22 protein-coding genes are annotated in these 20,981 nt (G+C 46.3%); 16 read left to right on the forward strand and 6 right to left on the reverse strand.

What is annotated here, in order from left to right:
• The first annotated feature begins 73 nt into the window (after positions 1–73).
• The 3 genes from SG35_RS02385 (at position 74) to SG35_RS02395 (ending at position 3,569) form a co-directional block, all read left to right on the forward strand.
• Positions 74–910 carry an HDOD domain-containing protein gene (locus SG35_RS02385; RefSeq protein WP_044833858.1) on the forward strand — a complete coding sequence of 279 codons (837 nt, stop codon included), beginning with the start codon at positions 74–76 and terminating at the stop codon, positions 908–910.
• Between the two features lie 259 nt (positions 911–1,169).
• On the forward strand, positions 1,170–2,594 hold the full coding sequence (locus SG35_RS02390; protein ID WP_044833859.1) for a sodium-dependent transporter: 1,425 nt from the start codon (positions 1,170–1,172) through the stop codon (positions 2,592–2,594).
• A gap of 81 nt (positions 2,595–2,675) precedes the next feature.
• Positions 2,676–3,569, forward strand: a complete 894-nt coding sequence (locus SG35_RS02395; protein ID WP_044833860.1) for a class I SAM-dependent methyltransferase — start codon at positions 2,676–2,678, stop codon at positions 3,567–3,569.
• 59 nt (positions 3,570–3,628) lie between these two features.
• Here the strand turns inward: SG35_RS02395 and SG35_RS02400 are convergent, their stop codons facing one another.
• Positions 3,629–4,510 carry a DNA ligase gene (locus SG35_RS02400; RefSeq protein ID WP_044833861.1) on the reverse strand — a complete coding sequence of 294 codons (882 nt, stop codon included), beginning with the start codon at positions 4,508–4,510 and terminating at the stop codon, positions 3,629–3,631.
• A 115-nt stretch (positions 4,511–4,625) separates the two neighbouring features.
• On the opposite strand from SG35_RS02400, the gene SG35_RS02405 reads away from it, so the two are divergent.
• Together SG35_RS02405 and SG35_RS02410 are read left to right on the forward strand one after the other, a co-directional pair.
• Positions 4,626–5,153, forward strand: coding sequence for a hypothetical protein (locus SG35_RS02405; protein ID WP_044833862.1), 528 nt, complete (start codon positions 4,626–4,628; stop codon positions 5,151–5,153).
• Positions 5,154–5,335: 182 nt separating this feature from the next.
• A complete protein-coding gene (locus SG35_RS02410; protein ID WP_044833863.1) occupies positions 5,336–5,581 on the forward strand; it encodes a PGPGW domain-containing protein in 246 nt (81 codons plus the stop codon).
• A gap of 53 nt (positions 5,582–5,634) precedes the next feature.
• Here the strand turns inward: SG35_RS02410 and SG35_RS02415 are convergent, their stop codons facing one another.
• Entirely contained in the window at positions 5,635–6,345 is a 711-nt protein-coding gene (locus SG35_RS02415; protein ID WP_044833864.1) for a DUF3581 family protein, read from the reverse strand.
• A gap of 142 nt (positions 6,346–6,487) precedes the next feature.
• Complete coding sequence (locus SG35_RS02420) at positions 6,488–6,769, reverse strand: GIY-YIG nuclease family protein (RefSeq protein WP_044833865.1); 282 nt, start codon at positions 6,767–6,769, stop codon at positions 6,488–6,490.
• Positions 6,770–6,944: 175 nt separating this feature from the next.
• Here SG35_RS02420 and arfB point away from each other — a divergent pair, with 175 nt between their 5' ends.
• From arfB to SG35_RS02450, 6 genes are all read left to right on the forward strand, one after another.
• Positions 6,945–7,358: an alternative ribosome rescue aminoacyl-tRNA hydrolase ArfB gene (gene arfB / locus SG35_RS02425; protein ID WP_044833866.1), complete on the forward strand. Its 414-nt coding sequence runs from the start codon at positions 6,945–6,947 to the stop codon at positions 7,356–7,358.
• Between the two features lie 62 nt (positions 7,359–7,420).
• Positions 7,421–8,260 (forward strand): DUF2797 domain-containing protein, encoded by an 840-nt coding sequence (locus SG35_RS02430; RefSeq protein ID WP_044833867.1) that lies wholly within the window; start codon positions 7,421–7,423, stop codon positions 8,258–8,260.
• Positions 8,261–8,401: 141 nt separating this feature from the next.
• Positions 8,402–9,238 carry an HDOD domain-containing protein gene (locus tag SG35_RS02435; RefSeq protein ID WP_044833868.1) on the forward strand — a complete coding sequence of 279 codons (837 nt, stop codon included), beginning with the start codon at positions 8,402–8,404 and terminating at the stop codon, positions 9,236–9,238.
• Positions 9,239–9,561: 323 nt separating this feature from the next.
• Complete coding sequence (gene glnK, locus SG35_RS02440) at positions 9,562–9,900, forward strand: P-II family nitrogen regulator (RefSeq protein WP_044833869.1); 339 nt, start codon at positions 9,562–9,564, stop codon at positions 9,898–9,900.
• 13 nt (positions 9,901–9,913) lie between these two features.
• Entirely contained in the window at positions 9,914–11,158 is a 1,245-nt protein-coding gene (locus SG35_RS02445) for an ammonium transporter (protein WP_201777815.1), read from the forward strand.
• A gap of 355 nt (positions 11,159–11,513) precedes the next feature.
• Positions 11,514–12,440 (forward strand): Dyp-type peroxidase, encoded by a 927-nt coding sequence (locus tag SG35_RS02450; protein ID WP_044833870.1) that lies wholly within the window; start codon positions 11,514–11,516, stop codon positions 12,438–12,440.
• A 90-nt stretch (positions 12,441–12,530) separates the two neighbouring features.
• On the opposite strand, the gene argR is transcribed toward SG35_RS02450, so the two are convergent.
• A complete protein-coding gene (gene argR, locus SG35_RS02455; protein ID WP_044833871.1) occupies positions 12,531–13,004 on the reverse strand; it encodes a transcriptional regulator ArgR in 474 nt (157 codons plus the stop codon).
• A gap of 198 nt (positions 13,005–13,202) precedes the next feature.
• Between argR and mdh the strand changes: the two genes are divergently transcribed.
• Positions 13,203–14,138 carry a malate dehydrogenase gene (gene mdh / locus SG35_RS02460; protein ID WP_044833872.1) on the forward strand — a complete coding sequence of 312 codons (936 nt, stop codon included), beginning with the start codon at positions 13,203–13,205 and terminating at the stop codon, positions 14,136–14,138.
• A 541-nt stretch (positions 14,139–14,679) separates the two neighbouring features.
• Here the strand turns inward: mdh and ispB are convergent.
• Positions 14,680–15,651: an octaprenyl diphosphate synthase gene (ispB, locus tag SG35_RS02465; protein WP_044832163.1), complete on the reverse strand. Its 972-nt coding sequence runs from the start codon at positions 15,649–15,651 to the stop codon at positions 14,680–14,682.
• Between the two features lie 244 nt (positions 15,652–15,895).
• Here ispB and rplU point away from each other — a divergent pair, with 244 nt between their 5' ends.
• The 4 genes from rplU to folA all read left to right on the forward strand — a co-directional run bounded on the left by rplU (position 15,896) and on the right by folA (position 18,426).
• Positions 15,896–16,207: a 50S ribosomal protein L21 gene (rplU, locus tag SG35_RS02470; RefSeq protein ID WP_044832164.1), complete on the forward strand. Its 312-nt coding sequence runs from the start codon at positions 15,896–15,898 to the stop codon at positions 16,205–16,207.
• A gap of 16 nt (positions 16,208–16,223) precedes the next feature.
• Positions 16,224–16,481, forward strand: coding sequence for a 50S ribosomal protein L27 (rpmA, locus tag SG35_RS02475; protein ID WP_044832165.1), 258 nt, complete (start codon positions 16,224–16,226; stop codon positions 16,479–16,481).
• A gap of 143 nt (positions 16,482–16,624) precedes the next feature.
• Entirely contained in the window at positions 16,625–17,785 is a 1,161-nt protein-coding gene (cgtA, locus tag SG35_RS02480; RefSeq protein WP_044832166.1) for an Obg family GTPase CgtA, read from the forward strand.
• Positions 17,786–17,934: 149 nt separating this feature from the next.
• Positions 17,935–18,426, forward strand: a complete 492-nt coding sequence (gene folA / locus SG35_RS02485) for a type 3 dihydrofolate reductase (RefSeq protein WP_044832167.1) — start codon at positions 17,935–17,937, stop codon at positions 18,424–18,426.
• Positions 18,427–18,781: 355 nt separating this feature from the next.
• Here the strand turns inward: folA and SG35_RS02490 are convergent, their stop codons facing one another.
• Positions 18,782–20,800 carry a methyl-accepting chemotaxis protein gene (locus SG35_RS02490; RefSeq protein ID WP_044832168.1) on the reverse strand — a complete coding sequence of 673 codons (2,019 nt, stop codon included), beginning with the start codon at positions 20,798–20,800 and terminating at the stop codon, positions 18,782–18,784.
• Between the last annotated feature and the right edge of the window lie 181 nt (positions 20,801–20,981).

Here is a 20,981-nt window from a genome sequence, read left to right on the forward strand (position 1 = left end):
CTAATATTTGCAACAAGTTACACTACAATGTATACAGTGGATTGCAGCAGCAGAACCAAAAAGAGAATAGCTGATGAATGCTTATGAATATGCAAGCCGGGCGGACGGCTCTTTTGCCTTGCCCGATGCTTGTTTTAAAGTCAAAGCCCTGATGGATGATGAGACTTCCAATGTTGAAGATTTTGCCAATGTTATCAGTGTCGACCCTTCGATGACCTCAAGGTTATTAAAGATAGCCAACAGTGCCATCTATAGTTTTCCCGGGGAAATCAGTACCATCTCCCGCGCCATTACCATTATCGGTACCCAGGCGATTTATAATATGATGCTGGTGGACATTGCCAGTACGGCTTTTAAGCATTTTGCCAACCAGGCGATTGACTTAAAACGCTTTTGGCGCATGAGTGTTTTTTGCGGTCTGGCGACGAAAAACCTGGCCATTAAAGCGGGCATTCGTGATATCGAACGTATGTTTGTCGCCGGTTTGCTGCAGAACTTCGGCGAATTGCTGGTGGCCAACTTTACCCCGGATGTGGCCAAGCGCTGTGAAAAATACTCGGCACAGGCGCTGCCCTGGCAGCTGCAACAAGAGCACCTGGGTTATAATTACACGGAAATTTCCGCCGAAATTTTAAAAATATGGCAAATTCCCGAAAAGATTATCCTGCCGATCCGTCATTTTCACCAGGCCCATAATATTCAAATCAATAAAGACGTTAAAGTCTTGTATCTGGCTTCGCGGCTGGCGCTGGTGGACAGCGATCCCGAGGAATTCAGCTATGATGAAACCGTGGATGAAAGCTTGTGCAACAGCTTAGGCATATATGCCGATGATTTGGCGGAAGCGGCTGAGTTTGCCACCGATGAAGCGGATAATATTTTAACAATTATGAATGCCAAGCTTTATTAAGGGCGCTTTTATCGGCTAAAATCCTGCCCGGAATTTCAAACGTTTACGCAATTACTTACCCTGACTACGAAACGCTTAGTTGTTTTTTTAAACGGCGTTTCCCGCGTTAACCATCTGCATTGCAAGGAAATTTATACAGTTTCACTTTATCGGAACCGCTTTCGTTCCAGACAAGGGAAGACAAGCATGTTAAAGCCTGATAGCATCAGGCAATCAAAAATTATGACATGCCCTAAAAAAATTATAATTAAGGACATTTATGAGTACAGAAAGAGAACATTTTAGTTCCCGCATCGGTTTTATTCTTGCGGCGGCCGGTTCAGCCGTCGGTATCGGTAACCTGGTTGGTTTTCCTGTTAATGCCGCCAAAAACGGTGGCGGTGCCTTTTTGCTGGTTTATGCATTATTTGTATTTTTGATCTGTTTACCTGTGATGATCGCGGAAATGGCGGTGGGCCGTAAAACCGCGAAAGAGCCGGTCGGCGCCTATAACACCTTAAGCGGCGGCAGCAAATGGTGGAGTCTTCCGGGCTTGCTCGGGGTGCTGACCCCTTTTATGATCGCGGTCTTTTATATGGTACTTACGGTGTGGATTTTCGGCTACCTGGCGTTGATTGTCACGGGTAACCTGGATTATCTTGCCAGCGGCGAAAGTTTCAGCGACTTTATTACCAGTTATTATTTGTTTGCCGCCATGGCGGTGGTTGCTGCGATTGTGAACTTTATCCTGGTGGCCGGGGTAAAAGACGGTATTGAAAAAGCGGCAAAAATCCTGATGCCGGCTTTATTTATTATGCTGATCTTACTGGTGATTTTTGTGCTTACCTTAGACAATGCCATGTCGGGGGTGAAATTCTTTGTTATTCCTGAAATTTCCAAGCTGACGCCGTCGGTGATCAACGGTGCTTTGGCCCAGGCGTTTTTCTCCCTGTCTCTGGGTATGGGGATCTTAATCACCTACGGCTCCTATATTGACAATAAAACCAATATTCCTAATTCGGCGAAAATGGTCGCGCTGACCGATACCGGTGTTGCCTTTACCGCCGGTTTGATGGTGTTGCCTGCGGTGTTCTCCTTTAACCCTAATATCAACCCGGCGGAGTTAAGCGACAGCGGTATCTCGTTGATCTTTGTGTTCTTACCTAAGATCTTTTTAGCTCTGCAGGCGACCATAGGTTATATCGGCGCCAGTATCGTTGCAGCAATTTTCTTCCTGCTGGTATTCTTTGCCGCCATTACGTCTCTGGTGTCGATTATTGAGGTGCCTGTGTCTTATCTGGTAGGAGAGAGAAAACACAGCCGTAAAAAGGCCCTGTCGATCTTGTTAATGACTGCCGGGATCCTGACCTTATTTGCCACGCTTTCTTTTGGTATGGTGCAGTTCTTTACCGAGTTTACTTCTTATGCCGGCGGTACTAAATCCTTCTTTGATGTGATTTATGATATTTTCTACGATACGATTTTACCGTTAAACGGTTTCCTCTTGTGTCTGTTTGTCAGTTACCGCTGGAAAAAAGCCAAGCTTTCTGAAGAGCTGGCCAAAGGCAATGCAAACTATAAAGGCTCTTTCATTGAGAAATATATTAACTTCTCCCTGGGGACTTTTATTCCTGTTATAATTTTCTTCATCTTTATTAATACCCTGGCGCATAAGTTTTTTGCCGTCAGTTTATTTGGCTTTTAGTTCAAACGAATCCATTTGATAAAAGCCGCCGGTCAGTTTACTGATCGGCGGCTTTGCTGTTTTATCCTTAAGTGAAATGACATGATTGAATTTATTACCAGCACCAATTTTAGCGAATGCCAGCGCCTGTTCCACGGCCGCGGCCATGCCTATGAAAACCTGAGCCATGTCAATGTCGACTGGCTGCCGCCCGTGGTCTTGATCACCTTATATCAGGAAGTGGAAGAGAGCTGGCTGGCAGAGCAGGCGGTGGCCTTGCAGGCCTTGATACCGGATTGCCGTTCGGTGCAGGTGCAATATCGTTGCCGTGCCATGGCCCCCGGCGAAGTTTTGTTGGGGGAGGGCATAGAGCATACCCAGGTACAGGAGTTGGGGCTGAGTTATCACATTGAGCTGGGCAAAGCGCAAAATACCGGTTTATTCCTGGATATGCGTAACGGCCGCCAGTGGGTAAAGGAGAATAGCAAAAACTTAAATGTACTTAACCTGTTTGCCTATACCTGTGCCTTTTCCGTGGCAGCCCTTGCCGGGGGCGCGGCTAAAGTGGTTAATGTCGATGTCAGTAAAGCTTCCCTGGGCAAAGGGCGGGATAATCACAGGCTAAACCGCCAGGATACGGCTAAGGTGAAATTTGAAGGGGTGGATATTTTTAAATCCTATGGCCGGTTAAAAAAACACGGGCCTTATGATTTGCTGATTTGTGATCCGCCGTCTTTTCAAAAGGGCAGTGTTAATATAGAGCGGGATTATGCCAAGATCATCCGCCGTATTCCGCAATTAATGAAAGATGGCGGGCGCTTGATGTTATGCCTGAACTCGCCTGATTTGGATGAAAATTTTTTGCTGGAGACGGTACAGGCAGAATGTCCCGAGTGTCGTTTTGATTCCTTTATCAATCCACCCGAGGTTTATAAGGAAGCACACCAGGGCAAAGGCCTGAAAGTATTGCTTTTTACTTATTTGCCTGCATCTTAATTTTACTCTTTACCTTGCTTCTTACCTTGCCCTTCACCTTAAGGAAAGGGTGTTTAGCGTCAGTGGCGTTGGCGCATAAAGCTGGCAAATTTGGGCACACCGTTTTTGGTTTTTCCGGTATAGCGATAGGTAATGGTACTGCCTATCGGCGGCGGAAACTCCCGCTCCTGATCACTAAAGCCTGTGCCGATTTTAAAAACGATCCCTTCGCTGGTTTTTACCAGCAGGGAGCCGAGTTTATCCAGATATTTTCCCGTGCCCGGGTTATGTGCCAGCACGACGGCCTCGGCGTCCTGGTATTGTTTTAATTTCATCACCAGGGCATTCCTGCCGTTTTGGTAATAGGCATCCTGATGATGCAGCATTAGTCCCTCGCCGCCATTATCGACCACTTGCTTGAGCCTGGCCTGTAAACTACCCACGGAGGATAACTTTTCCTGAGAGATCATGTTCAGGTAGGGATTATTCGTTGCTGTGACTATCGCCCGCATGGCCTTGATGCGCTCACTGAAGGTGCCTTTATGCCCGGGTAAGTCAAAGAGCATAAACCGTATCTGCTGCCAGTCTTTGGCTTTGGCCTTAAAGGTTCGTACCGTCGCTGAGACTTGTTCGAAACGGTTCCTGCCCAGCCATAACTCGCCGTCTAACGGTATATTTGGCCAGCCTATGGTAAAAAATACCGGTGCGTTGATGATGTTTCCCTGTCGTGTTAGCAGTTGCTTACCGGTCCAGTAGCCTCTGACGCCGTCGAGCTTTTCGCTGATAAAAAACTCGCTGATATTCTCCTGCTCCTGATAGCGGCTTGCCAGCTGGATCCCCGGCTTGGCCGGGGTTTGGCTCTCTCTGGCATGGGCGGCGGCAGCGGCAAGTAATAGCCAGGAAAAAAGCAAAAACAAAAGTGCACTAAGGGAATAACCGGCAGTAAGCGGGGTTTTGTTCATGATCAACGTCCGTGTTGGTATCTGATGTAAAGTTAAGTATAGAAACTTTTTTTATCGACTAAACTTTCTCTGAAGTAAAAATGAATCGGCAAAGCGGACAAGGGAGTGTGCACTGATGAAAAATACAAGCGCTTATTTTTTGTTGCTGTTATTTTTATTATCCCTGAGTGTTAGCCAGGACCTGCAGGCAAAAAAGGCGTGTAAAAAGTACCTGGAAAAACTACATCAGGTACAGGCGAAACAAAGAAACGGCAATTCGTTGAAGCAAAGCAATAAATTAAAAGAAAAAGAAACTAAGGCCCGGGATAACTGGTGGGCATGTGAAAATGGCAAGCTGGCGAAAAAGAAGAAAAAAAGTAAGAAACGTCAGCAGAAAAAAACGGAAAAAATAGTCAGGCTTACCCCGGAGAAAAATAAAACGACAACGAAAGCAAAAAAAGCCCCGGTCACTCCCGCACCTTTTGCCACCCAAAGGGCAATTGTCTTAAAAGCCGAATATCAGGGGCAGCAACAGCTGGACTGGCTTGCCTTTTACAAGCAACCGGATAAATGCCAGCAGCCCAAGAATATTAAAGTTTTTGCCGCCTGCGTCGAAGATAAGCGCCTGCAACAGCAGCTTTTTGAGCAGCATTATCAAAAATGAAACTTAACTGGCGCCGTGAAAGCAGCAATGGCTGCGGGCAATTTGGCCAACTATTGGCATAAATGACGAGCCCAGGTTGTTGAAGTGTTTTTGATTTTAACTGAGTGATTGATATTTAAGATTTTTATTTTTGGTGTGAAGCTTGCTGTTGTTTGTTACTTATCCTTTAAGAGTAATCTTTTATGCAGACAAGAATAAAAAAATACCTGATCACCTTTGCCGGTTTTTTCTGTTTATTTATCGGACTTATATTTATTCTGCTCCCGGGGCCCGCGGTTATCTTTGTACCCGCAGGTTTAGCCTTGTTGAGCCTGGAATATCCACTGGCAAAAGCCTGGTTAAGGAAAAGTCAGCGTTGGCTGGCGGTAAGTGCCAGGAAAACAGATAAGCTAATATTTGCCCTGAAAAGGCGTTTGATGAAAGATTAACCTGTGTTTACCCTAAGCTTTTTGTCGGCTTAGGGTAAGTTTAAATAGAGGGATTATGCCGCCTGGTAGGCCGCTTTCATGGCATTGTAGTCGTTGGCGATATTGTCCATGGTGGCTTGATCGAATTCTCTTAAGCCGCTGAGGATCATGTGTTTTTCACCATGGCCGACCACTTCCCCTTCGGATAACAGATCAAAGGCCAGGCAGGCGTTGCCGCGTTTACCTTCTATGTTAAGCTCGGTTTTGGCCAGCACCAGGCTGATCTCTGTGATATCCAGACGCTGTAAATCAATTGCCATGCTTTCATACATGATCATAGGTCTGGCCGGGTTGATCATGACATTTTCTTTGGCCATGAGCTCAACCAGCAGATGCGGGAAAGTATGTCCGGAAAAACCGACATAAGCCTTGATCAAAGATTCGATCAGCGCCTGGTTATCGGTTTTATCACCTGAGGCGTCGATCTCCAGGTATTCTTTACCGTTGGCGTCGGTTACTTTGATATCTTGCCCGAGCGCTGGTGGAAAATTCAGTTCGTTGTCATCGGTGACCATACCGGAAAATTTAAAGCGCATTTGCTGATGCAAACCGGCGCGGGCCAGGGTTACGGCAAAGAGTAAATCACCCGGCACACAAAAGCGCTTGGCTTCGATGTTATGCAGGGGATTAAAGTCATCGGCGATTTGCTTAGCAAAATCACTTGCCTGCTGACGAGAAAAGCGGACTTTATCGCTTGAGCTGCTGTAAAATTTATCAATAAACATAACTATTCTTATTCACTTTCAATGCCGAAAACCGGCAGCATTCTATCAGTAGTTACCGGGCAAATCGAAGTAATTTCTTGGTAAGATGACAAAGCAGACCAGTATTGTTCTCTGGTTTCAGATGGGTTTAAGCGTACAGGTGTTAAGGCTGATGCAGCTGCTTGAGATCAAAATTTTTCACCAGTTGCTCTTTTGCCCGCTTGCTCAGTCGCTTAAGCTGGTATTCTCTGGAGCTTGCATCGGACCTTGTCGTTAATTGCTCGGCATAAACCAGGTCTACCGGACGGCGCACACGTGTATATTTTGCTGCGAGCTTATTTGAGGTATTATGTTCGCTGAGGCGGCGCTTAAGATCTGTGGTGATACCGGCATAAAGGCTGTTATCGGCGCAGCGCAAAAAATAGACGTACCAGGAAGATGACATTAACTTTGCTTATTGATGTTTTCGGCGATGATAGCAAAGTTGCACTTGGCCGGGCAAAATTATCTTGGTTGTTGATTTTGGGTTCAGGTTCTGGAGTGCGGAAATAACTTGTTGACGAAACGCTGCCGGCAAATGATGTGTGCAGGTAAACCGGCGAATATAGATTGGATGTTTAATGCTAGAAATCTCTAATACAGTGACTTTATCCGAGTGGGAGATTGAACTGAGTGCGATACGTTCTCAGGGAAATGGCGGACAAAGAGTGAATAAGGTCGCCACCGCGATCCATTTACGCTTTGATATTAAGCGCTCGGCATTACCTTCGGTGTATAAGGAAAGGCTGCTTAAGCTTGCCGACAGCCGCATCACTGGCGATGGTGTGGTGATTATCAAAGCACAGTCTTACCGTACCCAAGATCAGAATAAGCAGGATGCCCTGGAAAGGCTGAAGGCGTTAATACTTTCCGCCATGGTAGTGCAGAAAAAGCGCAGGGCAACCAAACCCACCAGAAGTTCGCAGCGTAAACGCATGGACAATAAGTCGAAGAAAGGGGCGACCAAAATGCTGCGCGGTAAAGTTGATTACTAGTGCTGGTATTGAGGAATATTTTTTTTTAGTATAGCGCGCTAATTTAAGGGCAGGACAGTTTAATGACAAAAACAGAAGTAGGGGCAATACGCAAATTAACGGCGCAACTCGACGCCGAAGGCAATATTGATTACCAGTTGCCGGTGGGGGAATTTGGCTTACCCCTTAATCCTTTGATAGGCCGTAAAATATCCCTTAATTTTGCCAATAAAATTACTTGCTGCCACTGCGGGCGCAACACCAAAAAGAGTTATTCCCAGGGCTATTGCTTTCCCTGTATGCAAAAACTGGCTCAGTGCGATATGTGTATCATGAAGCCGGAAACCTGTCACCATCATCTGGGGACCTGCCGCGAGCCCGAGTGGGGAGAGCAGCATTGCATGATCCCCCATTATGTTTATCTGGCCAATACCTCGGGCTTAAAGGTGGGTATCACCCGTGAGGGACAAATACCTACTCGTTGGATTGATCAGGGGGCGACCCAGGCTTTACCTATTTTTAGGGTCAATACCCGGTTGCAGTCAGGCCTGGTGGAAATTGCTCTGGCGGAATTTATCGCTGATAAAACCAACTGGCGCGCTATGCTTAAAGGCAATGCCGAACCGATTGATTTAGTTGCGAAAGCAAAGGAACTTAAACCTTTGATCAGTGATAAGTTAGCCGATATTCGCCTGAACTATGGCGAAGATGCGGTGCAGTCGCTGGATTTGCCTGTGGTGGACTTACAGTTTCCGGTGTCGGAATATTTGACGAAAATTACTTCTTTTAATTTAGATAAAACGCCTGAAGTGTCAGGAACCTTGATGGGTATCAAAGGGCAGTATCTGATTTTTGATAGCGGGGTGATTAATATCCGAAAATATACCTCGTATCATATTCATGTAGAATATGAAGAAGAATAAAACTTTACCCTTATTCTGACTATAATGAGTAGAGCAAAAGAGCAGCAAGACGTTGGCAAGTCTGCTGCTCGGGTATATAGCCTCGCAGGAATGCGATCATAACAATCTCTGCGTATATTGTTACTATTAGGAATGCTTTATATGAAAGCTGTAGAATATGCCGAAAAGGCAGGTGAGATTTTTGTTTTGTCTGATTCTTTCATCCGTATCAAAGAATTGATAGACGATGAAGCCTCCACCATAGATGATATTGCCGAAGTGATCCTGCTGGATCCCGCCCTGTCCGGTACCTTACTCAAGTTAGCGAACAGCTCATTTTTCAATTATCCGGGCAAGATAGATACCGTCTCTAAAGCCGTGCTGGTTTTGGGGATCACTGAGGTCTATAACCTGGTGATCGCCTACTTTACCACCGAAGCTTTTAAGCCTATCAATGCCGAAGAAGACTTCCTGGAAAGCTTTTGGCAAAGAAGTGTCGATTGTGCCTTGTTGATCAAGTTTTTGGGCACCACCATGAATATTGCCAATGCCGAAAGACTGTTTATTCTCGGGTTATTGCATGACTTAGGGGAGCTGGTGGTACAGCAGTTTGATCCGGATAAGGTCATTGCCTGCCATAGCGATGATCCGGCGGTTTTACCCTGGCAAAAACAGCAAGAGGTGTTAGGTTTTACTTACGGCGACTGTACTGCGGAATTGCTGAAGTTATGGCAGTTGCCCTATAGCCTGATCAAGCCGATCCGCGAACAGGATGATAATGATTGTGACCAGTCAAGCAGTGAAACTCAGTTACTCTATCTGGCCAAACGGGTGATGATACGCAACAGTTTTTATCCTGAGCACCCATATTCGATTGTCTTTAGCGATGATATGATTGAACTTGATGATCAAATTCTCGATGCTGCGGTAGAGTATTGCGATTTAGAGCGCTTGGGCATTTTATCTGTGCTTAAACCCAGCTCGGTGATGATTTACTAATCTGGATAAAAGAAACCTGAAGTCTTCGGGTTTCTTTTCCTTTCCTGTTTTGTTCAGGCAATCCTGAAGTTTTTCTGTCTTTTCTGATGCCCTCTGACGGTGCATCTGTTGTCATGCCCTGACTGATAATACGCCTTTTTACGCCGAGATTTACTTTTGCACCATCAAAGAGCGTCGCCGCTTTTTTGCTGCACCAAGGAGGGGCAAGGTTTTTGGTTGACGCTCTCTTTTTTATTTAACCTTATGAAAAATAAGTATAAAAAATAATGGCACAGCTATTGTTTATAAACTCGTCAATAGAGCACAACTATCTGGGGAAGTTTATGAAAATAGTCAACGCTATCATTAAGCCTTTTAAACTTGATGATGTTCGTGAAGCGATATCTGAAATTGGGGTTGAAGGCCTGACAGTAAGTGAAGTGAAAGGATTTGGCCGGCAAAAAGGCCACACCGAGCTTTATCGTGGCGCCGAATACCAGGTCGACTTTCTGCCGAAAGTTAAATTAGAAATCGCGGTAAATTCCGAAGTGGTTGAGCGTTTAGTGGAAGCCATTAGCAAATCGGCTTATACCGGGAAAATAGGCGACGGTAAAATTTTTGTCTATGACCTACAACAAGCTGTTCGTATCCGCACCGGCGAATTAGACAGCCAAGCAATTTAACCAAGGGGATAGAATGGAAGAGTTAGTGAAAGTTTCATCAAGTGTCAGTGAATTACGTTTTGCACTGGATACATTTTATTTTTTAATTTCCGGCGCTTTGGTGATGTGGATGGCCGCCGGTTTCGCAATGCTGGAAGCCGGGTTGGTTCGTTCTAAGAATACAACAGAAATTTTAACCAAAAACATATGTTTATATGCCATTGCTTGCGTGATGTTTCTTCTGGTTGGTTATAACATCATGTATGTCGATAATCCCGAAGGTGGCATATTACCTTCTTTTGCCGGCTTAATCGGCACCCAGGCGGCAGATGCCGATCACTCATTAGAATCAGATTTCTTTTTCCAGGTAGTATTCGTTGCTACCGCCATGTCCATTGTCTCGGGCGCGGTGGCTGAGCGCATGAAATTATGGGCGTTTCTGACATTCTCTGTGGTTTTAACCGGTTTTATCTACCCCCTTGAAGGTTATTGGACCTGGGGCGGCGGTTTCTTGTCCGAAGCCGGTTTCAGTGACTTTGCCGGCTCGGGCATAGTACACATGGCAGGTGCGGCGGCGGCATTAGCCGGGGTATTACTGCTGGGTTCCCGTAAAGGAAAATACGGTAAAAATGGTGCTATTTATCCGATCCCGGGATCGAATATGCCTCTGGCGACACTTGGTACCTTTATTTTATGGATGGGCTGGTTTGGCTTCAACGGCGGTTCGCAACTTATGGTTTCAGATGCCGAAAATGCCACCGCGGTCGGTAAAATCTTTTTAAACACCAATGCTGCGGCGGCTGCCGGTGCTGTTGCTGCATTATTACTGAATAAAGTTATTTGGGGTAAGGCGGATCTGACCATGATCTTAAACGGTGCCCTGGCCGGTTTAGTGGCGATCACTGCGGATCCTTTATCGCCGACGCCGATCTTTGCCAGCTTAATTGGCGCCCTGGCCGGCGTACTGGTGGTATTTTCCATCATAGGTTTTGACAAGATCAAAATTGATGATCCGGTTGGTGCGATCTCAGTACACGGTGTTGTCGGTTTCTTCGGTGTCATGGCGGTGCCTTTTAGCAACGGCGAGGCGACATTTTTAACCCAGCTTTACGGTTGTGCGGTGATCTTTGGCTGGGTTTTTGTCGCCAGTCTAATCGTCTGGAGTATTCTTAAGAAAGTCATGGGAATACGTGTCAGTGACGAGGAAGAATATAACGGTGTCGATAAATCTGATTGCGGTATTGAAGCTTACCCTGAGTTTGTTTCCGTAAACAGTTAACCTGCTTCGTAGTAAAAGTTATAACGGACAAAAACCAGCACTTGTTGCTGGTTTTTTTATACATGGACGTATTTATCCTGCGATCATACGGATATGAAAGAGCAGGGTTTATACATGGATGTATTTCAGCTTGTATGCTCCCGGCACAAGTTAAGTCCTTACCTCCTGTAAGTAATCCTGTAATTATACGGATATGAAGGAGCAGGGAGCCCACTTTTGTTGATTTATGACCATAATCGAAAATAATCACCTGTTTTAGCTAATGATTTACTGCCAAATAATAGCTTTTGTGTAAAATTAGCGGTATAAAATGTTGCAGCTTATTACATAAATAAATATCACCATAGGAAATGCAATGGCGAGAGAACAATTCGGAGTTTGTGCCGAGCCAAGTTTACATGGCTCATATTTATTTTTTAATGCCGTTGATGAGCAAAATACTTATCTCAGGCAGGCGTTGTCGCGCTTGCCGGTATTATTTGAAAAATATGCGGATCGTTTTTCTGAGTCTAACCTCACCGGAGTGATTGCCATCGGGGCCAATTACTGGGACGAGTTTCATCCCGACGGCCGACCCAAGTCTTTAGCGCCTTTTCCCGCCATGGAATGCGAGGATCGCATTGCCCCGGCCCAGAGCATAGATCTTTATATCGAGGTCCGCAGCGATCGCGCCGACGTTAATCATATTGTCAGTTCTAAAGTCTGCGATTTATTGGCCGAAAGTGTCGAGCTGGTTGAGGAAGTGCATGCTTTCAGGTTTCTTGACGGCCGGGATCTCACCGGTTTTGTTGACGGCACTGAAAACCCGCAAGGTTTCCACCGCCGTAAAGTCGCCCTGGTAACCGATGAAAGCGATGGTGACTTTGCCGGCGGCAGTTATTTGCATGTCCAGCGTTACCGCCATAATTTGCATCTGTGGCAATCCCTTCAAGTGAAAGAGCAGGAAGATGTTTTTGGCCGCACTAAGGTGGATAACATCGAATATCCCGGCGAGCAGAAAAGTCCCGGGGCGCACACTAAACGCACCAACCTCAAAGATGAACAGGGCAATAGCATAGAAATATTAAGACAAAGCATGCCGTACGGCGATATGAAAATGCAGGGCTTGATGTTTGTTTCTTACTGCCATTCTCCCGAGCCTTTCGAGCTGATGTTGAAAAGCATGATTTATGGTGATGGCTCAGGGCATTCAGATCATATGTTGAAATATACCCAGGCAGAAACCGGCGCGGCATTTTTTGCGCCGAGCTTAAATTTCCTGGAAAGTCTGGGGCAGGAATAAGGCCTGAATTAGCAGCAATAACAGATCAGCAATCGAAAAGGGCCGAAGTTATCCGGCCCTTTTTTATGCCAATCCCGCTCTGAGATAATACTAGGCGAGGTTTTTAGAGAATAAGACTTCCAGTTTGCTGATTGTCTGTTTTATCTGGCCGACATCTGTCGGTGCGATAAAGATAGTATCGTCACCGGCAATGGTGCCAAGCACCCCGTCGCTTTTACTTAAGCTGTCCAGCAACCGGGCAATAAGTTGGGCAGCCCCTGGGCTGGTGCGGATAATGATCATCACATCATTGTGTTCAATATCGAGTACCAATTGTTTTAGCGGGCTTTTTGCCGTTGGTACGCCTAATTCTGCCGGCAGGCAATAAACCATGTCCTGACGGGCGTTGCGGGTGCGTACCGCGCCGAATTTGCTGAGCATGCGCGAGACCTTGGATTGGCTGATATTGTCAAAACCCTGGGCTTTGAGTGCGTCGACTATGTCGCCCTGGGAGCCGAATTGTTCTTGCTTTAATAAATCTTTAAAGGCCTGTACCAGTGCTTCTTGCTTTTGTTGAACTGTCATAATGTGCTGCTATTTTGTTATCTTCACTACTAATGATATGGGATCTTGGGCTATCTAACGCGATAATTTGTTACCCAAGTATTATACGGTATCCTGCACAAGGTTAATAATATTTGTTTTTTTGCCCCTTATGCTATATCTTTTGGCGGCAGAAAATTTTAAGTAATTACTCAAATACTCAAATTCCGGAGACATTTCATGAAAGTTGCTGTTTTAGGCGCAGCTGGCGGTATCGGCCAGGCGTTATCTTTGTTACTCAAGACTCAGTTACCTGCAGGCTCTGAGTTATCTCTTTATGACGTTGCACCTGTTGTACCCGGTGTTGCTGTTGATTTATCACACATCCCAACGGCAGTAAAAGTTGAAGGTTTCGGCGTCGATGATTTAGCACCTGCCTTAGCCGGTGCCGATATCGTATTGATCCCTGCCGGTATGCCGCGTAAGCCCGGTATGGACCGTGCCGACCTGTTTGCCGTAAACGCCGGTATCATCAAAACTTTGGCTGAAGGTATTGTTGCTAACTGTCCTAAAGCCCTGGTTGGTGTTATTACTAACCCGGTAAACGGCACTGTACCAATTGTTGCTGAAGTATTCAAAAAAGCAGGTACTTATGATGCCGGCCGTGTATTCGGTGTGACTACCTTAGACGTAATCCGCTCAGAAGCTTTTATTGCCGAATTAAAAGGTCTGGACGTTGCTGATGTTAAAGTTCCTGTGATCGGCGGTCACTCAGGTACGACTATTTTACCTCTGCTTTCTCAGGTTGAAGGAGTAACTTTTTCTGATGAAGAAGTTGCTGCGTTAACGCCGCGTATCCAAAATGCCGGTACCGAAGTGGTGAATGCTAAAGCGGGTGGCGGTTCTGCTACTTTATCTATGGGCGCTGCAGCAGCACGTTTTTGTATGTCTTTGGTTAAAGGCCTGCAAGGTGAAGACGTTGTGGATTATGCCTATGTTGAAGGCGAAGGTGAAGAAGCCGCTTATTTCGCCCGTCCGGTACGTTTAGGCGTAAACGGCGTTGCCGAGATTTTATCTTACGGCGAGTTAAGTGCTTTTGAAGAAAAAGCTAAAAACGATATGCTGGCCACTTTAAACAGCGACATCAAAGAAGGTATCGACTTCATTAATGGTTAATCGCTATTAATAAGTGAATCAATACCTGACATAAAAAAACCGCTTTTCAGCGGTTTTTTTATACATGGAAGTATTTATCCAGCGGGCTCAAGGATGAGCAGGAGCTGGGTTTATACATGGAAGTATTTCAGTTTATATGTTCCTGGCATAAACCAAGTACAGACATCCTGTCAGCAATCCAGCGGGCTCAAGGATGAGCAGGAGCTGGGTTTATACATGGAAGTATTTCAGTTTATATGTTCCTGACATAAACCAAGTACAGACATCCTGTCAGCAATCCAGCGGGCTCAAGGATGAGCAGGAGCTGGGTTTATACATGGAAGTATTTCAGTTTATATGTTCCTGACATAAACCAAGTACAGACATCCTGTCAGCAATCCAGCGGGCTCACGGATGAGCAGGAGCTGGGTTTATACATGGAAGTATTTCAGTTTATATGTTCCTGACATAAACCAAGTACTGACACCCTGTCAGCAATCCAGCGGCTCAAGGATGAGCAGGACATGGAAGTATTTCAGTTTATATCAGGAAGTCTCTGTGATTATGCGCTGCGGTTTGCTGCGATATGTGCCAGGGCGATTAACGCGTCTTTGTATTCAGACGGCTCTAATACGGCTAAGGCACTAATGGCCTTATCCGCTTCCTGCTCGGCTTTGTGCTGGGCATAAGTTAAAGCGCCGGTCTCCCGCATAGCGTTAAGAATTCCATCCAGGTTATCCATGCCGTTATTGAGCTCTATCGCTTCGCGAATTAATTGTTTTTGCGTCTCTGTGCCATTTTCCATGGCATAAATGAGCGGCAGGGTAGGTTTGCCTTCGGCGAGGTCATCACCGACGTTTTTGCCCATTTCCTTGGCATCGGCGGTATAGTCCATAATATCGTCTACCAGCTGGAAGGCGGTGCCTAAATGTTTGCCGTAGTCTGTCATCGCCTTTTCGATTTTTTCATCTTTTTTGGCTATCACGGCGGCCAGTCGGGTGGCCGCTTCAAACAGCTTGGCGGTTTTGCAGTAAATGACTTCCATATAACTGCTTTCAGTGGTGTCGGGATCGTTGCAATTCATCAACTGCAATACTTCACCTTCGGCAACGATATTGGTGGCGTCCGATAAAATCTCCATGATGCGCATGTTATTGAGTTTTACCATCATCTGGAATGAACGGGTGTAGAGAAAATCACCCACCAGTACGCTGGCGCTGTTGCCGAACATGGCATTGGCGGTTTCCCGGCCCCTGCGCATACTGGACTCATCCACCACGTCATCATGCAGCAAGGTGGCGGTATGGATAAATTCAATAATGGCAGCGACACTGGCATGATCCTGCCCCTGGTAATTGAGCGCCCGGGCGGCCAGTACCGTCAGCAGCGGCCGCATGCGTTTGCCGCCCGCGTTAACAATATAGATACCCAGCTGGTTTATCAGTGCCACATCGGATTGTAACTGACCGTAAATCAGGTCGTTTACAACTGTCATATCGGTGCGCGCTAGCGCTTGTATATTATCAAGATCCATAAAGCTCTATTAGGTAACCTAAGTCTCGTCCGCATTATCTGTTTAATGGCCCCAGAGTTTACACTAAAATCGACGGCAGAGAAGGTTTCTCTGGCCTTTGTCTGGTGTTTGTTTCATTACGCCAATAAATATTAATAAATGATCGTTTTATGCTTGCCCTCATTAGGATCTTCGAGTAGAATTCGCGCCCTATATTTTTAAATTTATGCGTCACATTTGAAGGTTGGCGCAGTACGGAGTAGCTATGTACGCAGTATTCCAAAGTGGTGGTAAACAGCACCGCGTGACCGAAGGTCAAACTGTTCGTCTTGAAAAGCTAGAGCTTGAAGTCGGATCGACTGTAGAATTCGATAACGTTTTAATGATCGCCAATGGCGAAGAAATCAATGTAGGCGCGCCTTACATTGCCGGTGGTAAAGTAGTAGCTGAAGTTGTTACTCAAGGCCGCGCTGATAAAGTTAAAATTGTTAAATTTAAACGTCGTAAGCATTCACGCAAGCAAGCGGGCCATCGTCAATGGTTCACTGAAGTGAAGATTACTGGTATTAACGGCTAATTAGGAGCGATTTGATATGGCACATAAGAAGGCTGCAGGTAGTACACGTAACGGTCGTGACTCAGAAAGTAAACGTCTTGGCGTTAAGCGTTTTGGCGGTGAAACAGTTTTAGCTGGTAACATCATTGTTCGTCAACGTGGTACTAAGTTCCACGCTGGTAACAACATGGGTATCGGTAAAGACCACACATTATTCGCTTTAACTGACGGTAAAGTTCAGTTTGAAGTTAAAGGTCCTAAGAACCGCAAATTTGTAAGCATTATTGCTGAATAATCTTACATTTAAGTTCTAAAAGCCTCGCACTTCAGCGAGGTTTTTTTTTGCCTTAGATAAAAGGCTTATCGCCGGGCAAGCATAATGTTGGCTGTCTTGGTATAATACTAGACAGTTATAACTTTGGAGTTATTCAAAACACCATGAAATTCGTTGATGAAGTTGAAATCAGGGTTGAAGCCGGCGACGGCGGCAATGGCTGCGTCAGTTTTCGTAAAGAAAAGTACATTGAATTCGGCGGCCCCAATGGCGGCGACGGCGGTGACGGCGGCGATGTTTATCTGATCGCCGACGAAAATTTAAATACCCTGATAGATTATCGTTTTGAACGTTTTCATCGGGCGGGACGGGGCGAGAACGGCAGAAGCCGTGACTGTACCGGGAAAAGCGCCGACGATTTGTTTTTAAAAGTGCCGGTGGGCACCCGAACCGTAGATGTGGATACCGGAGAGCAAATCGGTGATTTGACCCAGCATAAGCAACAACTTATGGTGGCCAAAGGCGGCTGGCATGGTTTGGGTAATACCCGCTTTAAAAGCAGCACCAACCGTGCGCCAAGGCAAAAAACCGACGGCACCCCGGGTGAGATCCGCAACCTGAAACTTGAATTGCTCTTGTTGGCGGATGTCGGTTTGCTTGGTTTGCCCAATGCCGGTAAATCAACCTTGATCCGCAGCGTTTCGGCAGCAAAGCCTAAGGTAGCCGATTACCCTTTTACCACTTTGGTCCCTAACCTTGGCGTGGTACGCCTGGATCAGCAACGCAGTTTTGTTATTGCCGATATTCCCGGGTTAATCGAAGGAGCGGCCGAAGGGGCAGGATTGGGCACTCAGTTTCTCAAGCATCTTGAACGCTGCCGGGTCTTATTGCATGTTATCGATGTGATGCCGGTAGACGGCTCAGATCCGGTGGAAAATGCCCGCACCATTATCGGTGAGCTTGAAAGACATTCGCAGGCGTTATCGGATAAGCCCCGCTGGATCGTGTTTAACAAGCTGGACTTATTGCTGGAAGAAGAAGCGCAGGAGATCACCAATGAGATCCTGAGCGCACTTGACTGGCAGGGAGAGGTCTTCAGTATTTCTGCCTTTAATAAAATGGGTACGGATGAGCTCTGCAACAAGGTCATGTCCTTTATCGAAGCACTGCCTGCTGAAGAGGAAGAAGTGCCGGTAGACGGCAGCGAGGTTGAGTTTAAATGGGATACTTATCATGACCAGGCGATGTCGGACTTAGATGATGATCTTGACGACGATGACTGGGATGAAGACGACTATGATGTTGAGGTTGAATACCGTCAGTAGTCTTTCTGTTTAAGAGCGGGTTTATATCCGCCTTAGCTTCAATTCGCTAAAGTATTAAAGCACTGGTTTTTCACAGCCGGTGCTTTTTTGTTTTTAATTGTGGCAAAACCCTTTAAACTTGCTGCAAACTTGGTAAAACAGAAATCTTTATGACCCAACTCTCCCTTATCGTTGCCTGTGCGGATAACAATATTATCGGCAAAGATAACCAGATGCCCTGGCACTTGCCCGCCGACCTGGCGTACTTTAAAAAAACCACCTTAGGCAAACCCATTATCATGGGGCGAAAAACCTATGAATCTATCGGCCGGCCGCTACCCGGGCGGCAAAATATCGTCATTTCCCGTAATCCGGATTTCAGCGCCGAAGGGGTTGATGTGGTTACTTGTGTTGAGCAGGCATTGGCCTTAGCCGGGGGCGTGGAGGAGATCATGGTGATCGGTGGCGGCGCTATCTATAGCCATTGTTTGCCGGCAGCAACCCGTTTGTATGTGACCCATATCAAGGCGACTATTGAAGGGGACACCCGCTTTCCGGATTTTGATAGTGAAAAAAGCTGGGTGAAGACCGTGAGTGAATTACGCCCGGCGGATGAAAAAAATGCCTATGATTTGGATTTTTGTGTTTATGAACGCAGGTAATTCAAACTTTGCCGTAAACTCTTAATATTCAGATATATATAACCCCTGCTTTTTCATATCCTTATGATCGCAGGATTGTTTACAGGATGTAAGTACTTAGCTTGTGCATGGAGCCCTCTCTACCTGAGGGGCAGGCTGAAATACATCCATGTATAAACCCTGCTTTTTCATATCCTTATGATCGCAGGATTACTTACAGGATGTAAGTACTTAACTTGTGCCTGAAGCAGACAAGTTGAAATACATCCATGTATAAACCCTGCTTTTTCATATCCTTATGATCGCAGGATAAATACATCCATGTATAAAAAAACCAGCCCGGGAGCTGGTTTTTTTGTGCTTAGTTCGGCTGAGATTAAAGCTTAAATTCCTGCACCGACTGTTGCAGTTCTTCTGCCAGGCGGGCTACCTCGCCGCTTGAAGAAGCGGTTTGCTGTGAACCTGCAGTGGTTTGCTCGGCGATAGCAACAATGGATTCCAGGTTCTCGCTGATTTCATGGGCAACCACACTTTGCTCTTCTGCCGCGGTGGCAATCTGAGAGCTGCGGTCATAGGCTTCATGTACCGCATGGGTAATGGTTTCCAGTGCTTTATCTGCCAGCTCGCTTTGCTCGACACAGTTGGCTGCCTGGGATTTACCCGTATCCATTACAGCTACCGCTTTCTCGGCGCCGCTTTGCAGCACTTCGATCATATTGTGGATTTCCTGGGTAGATTCCTGGGTCCGGCTGGCCAGGGTCCTTACCTCGTCGGCAACAACCGCGAAACCACGGCCCTGTTCACCGGCCCGGGCTGCTTCGATAGCGGCGTTAAGGGCCAGCAGGTTGGTCTGCTCGGCAATGCCGCGGATAACGTCAAGAATACCGCCGATAGAGGCGCTGTCCTGTTGTAGTTTATTGATCACCTGGGAAGCAGATTCAACTTCGTTGGCCAGCAATTCAATGGTTTTACGGTTATTGTCAGAAATGCCTTTGACCCGTTCGGCTTCATCATCTGCCTGCTTGATTTCACCCAAGGCGTCATTGGCGCTGGACAGTACGCTTTGTGAGGTACTGCTCATTTCTGTAGTGGCGGTTGCCGCCTGTTCTACCTGGTTGCGCTGCTCTTCGATGGCGGTGGTGCTTTGTGCAGTTACCGCTGAGGTTTCTTCTGCCGCCGCCGCTAACTGGGTTGAGCGGCTGACGATGCTTTCGATCAGGTTGCGCAGGCTTTCGATCAGGGTATTACAGTTTTTAGACAGCTGGGCAAATTCATCCTTGCCCGAGTCGTCCAGCTTGCGGGATAGGTCTCCGGAGGCGACGATATTAAGCATTTCATTGACCCTAAACAGCGGACGGGTGATGCTGATCAGGATATAAAAAGCGGTTCCTATGGCGATAATCGCGGCAATCGTTGTGAAAACTATGGTTGAAGTCTTACCATCGGAAACTGCCCCGTTCACCATTTCTGCGGTAGTCGTTTTGGTTTCGTTTGCCAGGGCAACCTGCTTGGCTAAGATGCTGCTGGCCGAGGCGATATTACTTTCGGCGGATGCCAGCATTGCTGTGGCCTGGGCGATGGCGTTAAGCTGGATTTCTTTATTGGCAAAAATGCTGTTTTCACCGTTGACCAGGTTGCTGACTTCACTAACAGCATCAGTGACTTCGTCGGCAACATCGGAAGCACCATTGCTTCTTAGTTCGTTAAGCACATCATCAATAGAACGGTTAAGTTCGGTATAACTGTTGGTTAATTCTCTTTCAATTAACTGGGAAGTTTGTACATCCAGAATATCCCGGTATTCAAAGGCGGAGCTGACGATGGAGTTCAATAAGGTTTCGGTTTGCTCGGCCAAGCTCACCGCACGCTGTAATTTGCTTTCCGCCAGGTCGTGATCCGCCAGATCCAGTAATACCGTGGCGGCATCGTCGGCTTTTTCTTCCAGGGTATCAACTTTTTCGGCTAAGGCCGTGGCCTGCTCTATGCTAGTTTTCCGGTTTTCGAAAACACTGGTGACATTGTCGCTGAAGGCATTATAGACATCATCGACTTTGCGCAGGTTGGCAATTAACTGGCTTCTATCCTGTACTAAGGCTTTTAATTTCTTTAATGCGCCTGAAAACAGAGTGTTGGCGCTGTCAAAGGCCTGCTGGTTTTCTGCCAGCGGGGCAAGTTCGTTTTGATAATAACCTTTGAGGGTAAGGTTACCCATTTGGGCCAGCTCAAGGGTGAGTTGATTGCTGCCCGCCAAGGTAGGTACGGCTAATTCGCTCATTTCCAGCGTTGAATCTTGAATTGTATTGAGGCTGCTCCATGAGATGATACTGGTTATAACCAGAAGTACGGTAATAATGGCAAAACCACCCTTGATTTTCATTGCCACAGTTAGATTCATAAACACCACCAGTTGAACTTTAGAGTTAAGAATAAAGAATAAGTGATGTTAATGATCACTATTCAAATTTTTAATATGTTACAGGAATCGACAGCCCGCTGTTACAGTAATTAAGCATTTTGTCATAATTAATCATTATAACAAGCAAATCAAGGATTCCATTTGGAAATGAGTAATTTTA

It is taken from the genome of Thalassomonas actiniarum, assembly GCF_000948975.2.
Classification (GTDB): domain Bacteria; phylum Pseudomonadota; class Gammaproteobacteria; order Enterobacterales; family Alteromonadaceae; genus Thalassomonas; species Thalassomonas actiniarum.

What these genes read in the sequence shown, in the direction of transcription:
- SG35_RS02385 (WP_044833858.1), top strand. Translation starts at nt 74, where the DNA reads ATGAATGCTTATGAATATGCAAGCCGGGCGGACGGCTCTTTTGCCTTG.
- SG35_RS02390 (WP_044833859.1), top strand. Translation starts at nt 1,170, where the DNA reads ATGAGTACAGAAAGAGAACATTTTAGTTCCCGCATCGGTTTTATTCTT.
- SG35_RS02395 (WP_044833860.1), top strand. Translation starts at nt 2,676, where the DNA reads ATGATTGAATTTATTACCAGCACCAATTTTAGCGAATGCCAGCGCCTG.
- SG35_RS02400 (WP_044833861.1), bottom strand. Translation starts at nt 4,510, where the DNA reads ATGAACAAAACCCCGCTTACTGCCGGTTATTCCCTTAGTGCACTTTTG.
- SG35_RS02405 (WP_044833862.1), top strand. Translation starts at nt 4,626, where the DNA reads ATGAAAAATACAAGCGCTTATTTTTTGTTGCTGTTATTTTTATTATCC.
- SG35_RS02410 (WP_044833863.1), top strand. Translation starts at nt 5,336, where the DNA reads ATGCAGACAAGAATAAAAAAATACCTGATCACCTTTGCCGGTTTTTTC.
- SG35_RS02415 (WP_044833864.1), bottom strand. Translation starts at nt 6,345, where the DNA reads ATGTTTATTGATAAATTTTACAGCAGCTCAAGCGATAAAGTCCGCTTT.
- SG35_RS02420 (WP_044833865.1), bottom strand. Translation starts at nt 6,769, where the DNA reads ATGTCATCTTCCTGGTACGTCTATTTTTTGCGCTGCGCCGATAACAGC.
- arfB (WP_044833866.1), top strand. Translation starts at nt 6,945, where the DNA reads ATGCTAGAAATCTCTAATACAGTGACTTTATCCGAGTGGGAGATTGAA.
- SG35_RS02430 (WP_044833867.1), top strand. Translation starts at nt 7,421, where the DNA reads ATGACAAAAACAGAAGTAGGGGCAATACGCAAATTAACGGCGCAACTC.
- SG35_RS02435 (WP_044833868.1), top strand. Translation starts at nt 8,402, where the DNA reads ATGAAAGCTGTAGAATATGCCGAAAAGGCAGGTGAGATTTTTGTTTTG.
- glnK (WP_044833869.1), top strand. Translation starts at nt 9,562, where the DNA reads ATGAAAATAGTCAACGCTATCATTAAGCCTTTTAAACTTGATGATGTT.
- SG35_RS02445 (WP_201777815.1), top strand. Translation starts at nt 9,914, where the DNA reads ATGGAAGAGTTAGTGAAAGTTTCATCAAGTGTCAGTGAATTACGTTTT.
- SG35_RS02450 (WP_044833870.1), top strand. Translation starts at nt 11,514, where the DNA reads ATGGCGAGAGAACAATTCGGAGTTTGTGCCGAGCCAAGTTTACATGGC.
- argR (WP_044833871.1), bottom strand. Translation starts at nt 13,004, where the DNA reads ATGACAGTTCAACAAAAGCAAGAAGCACTGGTACAGGCCTTTAAAGAT.
- mdh (WP_044833872.1), top strand. Translation starts at nt 13,203, where the DNA reads ATGAAAGTTGCTGTTTTAGGCGCAGCTGGCGGTATCGGCCAGGCGTTA.
- ispB (WP_044832163.1), bottom strand. Translation starts at nt 15,651, where the DNA reads ATGGATCTTGATAATATACAAGCGCTAGCGCGCACCGATATGACAGTT.
- rplU (WP_044832164.1), top strand. Translation starts at nt 15,896, where the DNA reads ATGTACGCAGTATTCCAAAGTGGTGGTAAACAGCACCGCGTGACCGAA.
- rpmA (WP_044832165.1), top strand. Translation starts at nt 16,224, where the DNA reads ATGGCACATAAGAAGGCTGCAGGTAGTACACGTAACGGTCGTGACTCA.
- cgtA (WP_044832166.1), top strand. Translation starts at nt 16,625, where the DNA reads ATGAAATTCGTTGATGAAGTTGAAATCAGGGTTGAAGCCGGCGACGGC.
- folA (WP_044832167.1), top strand. Translation starts at nt 17,935, where the DNA reads ATGACCCAACTCTCCCTTATCGTTGCCTGTGCGGATAACAATATTATC.
- SG35_RS02490 (WP_044832168.1), bottom strand. Translation starts at nt 20,800, where the DNA reads ATGAATCTAACTGTGGCAATGAAAATCAAGGGTGGTTTTGCCATTATT.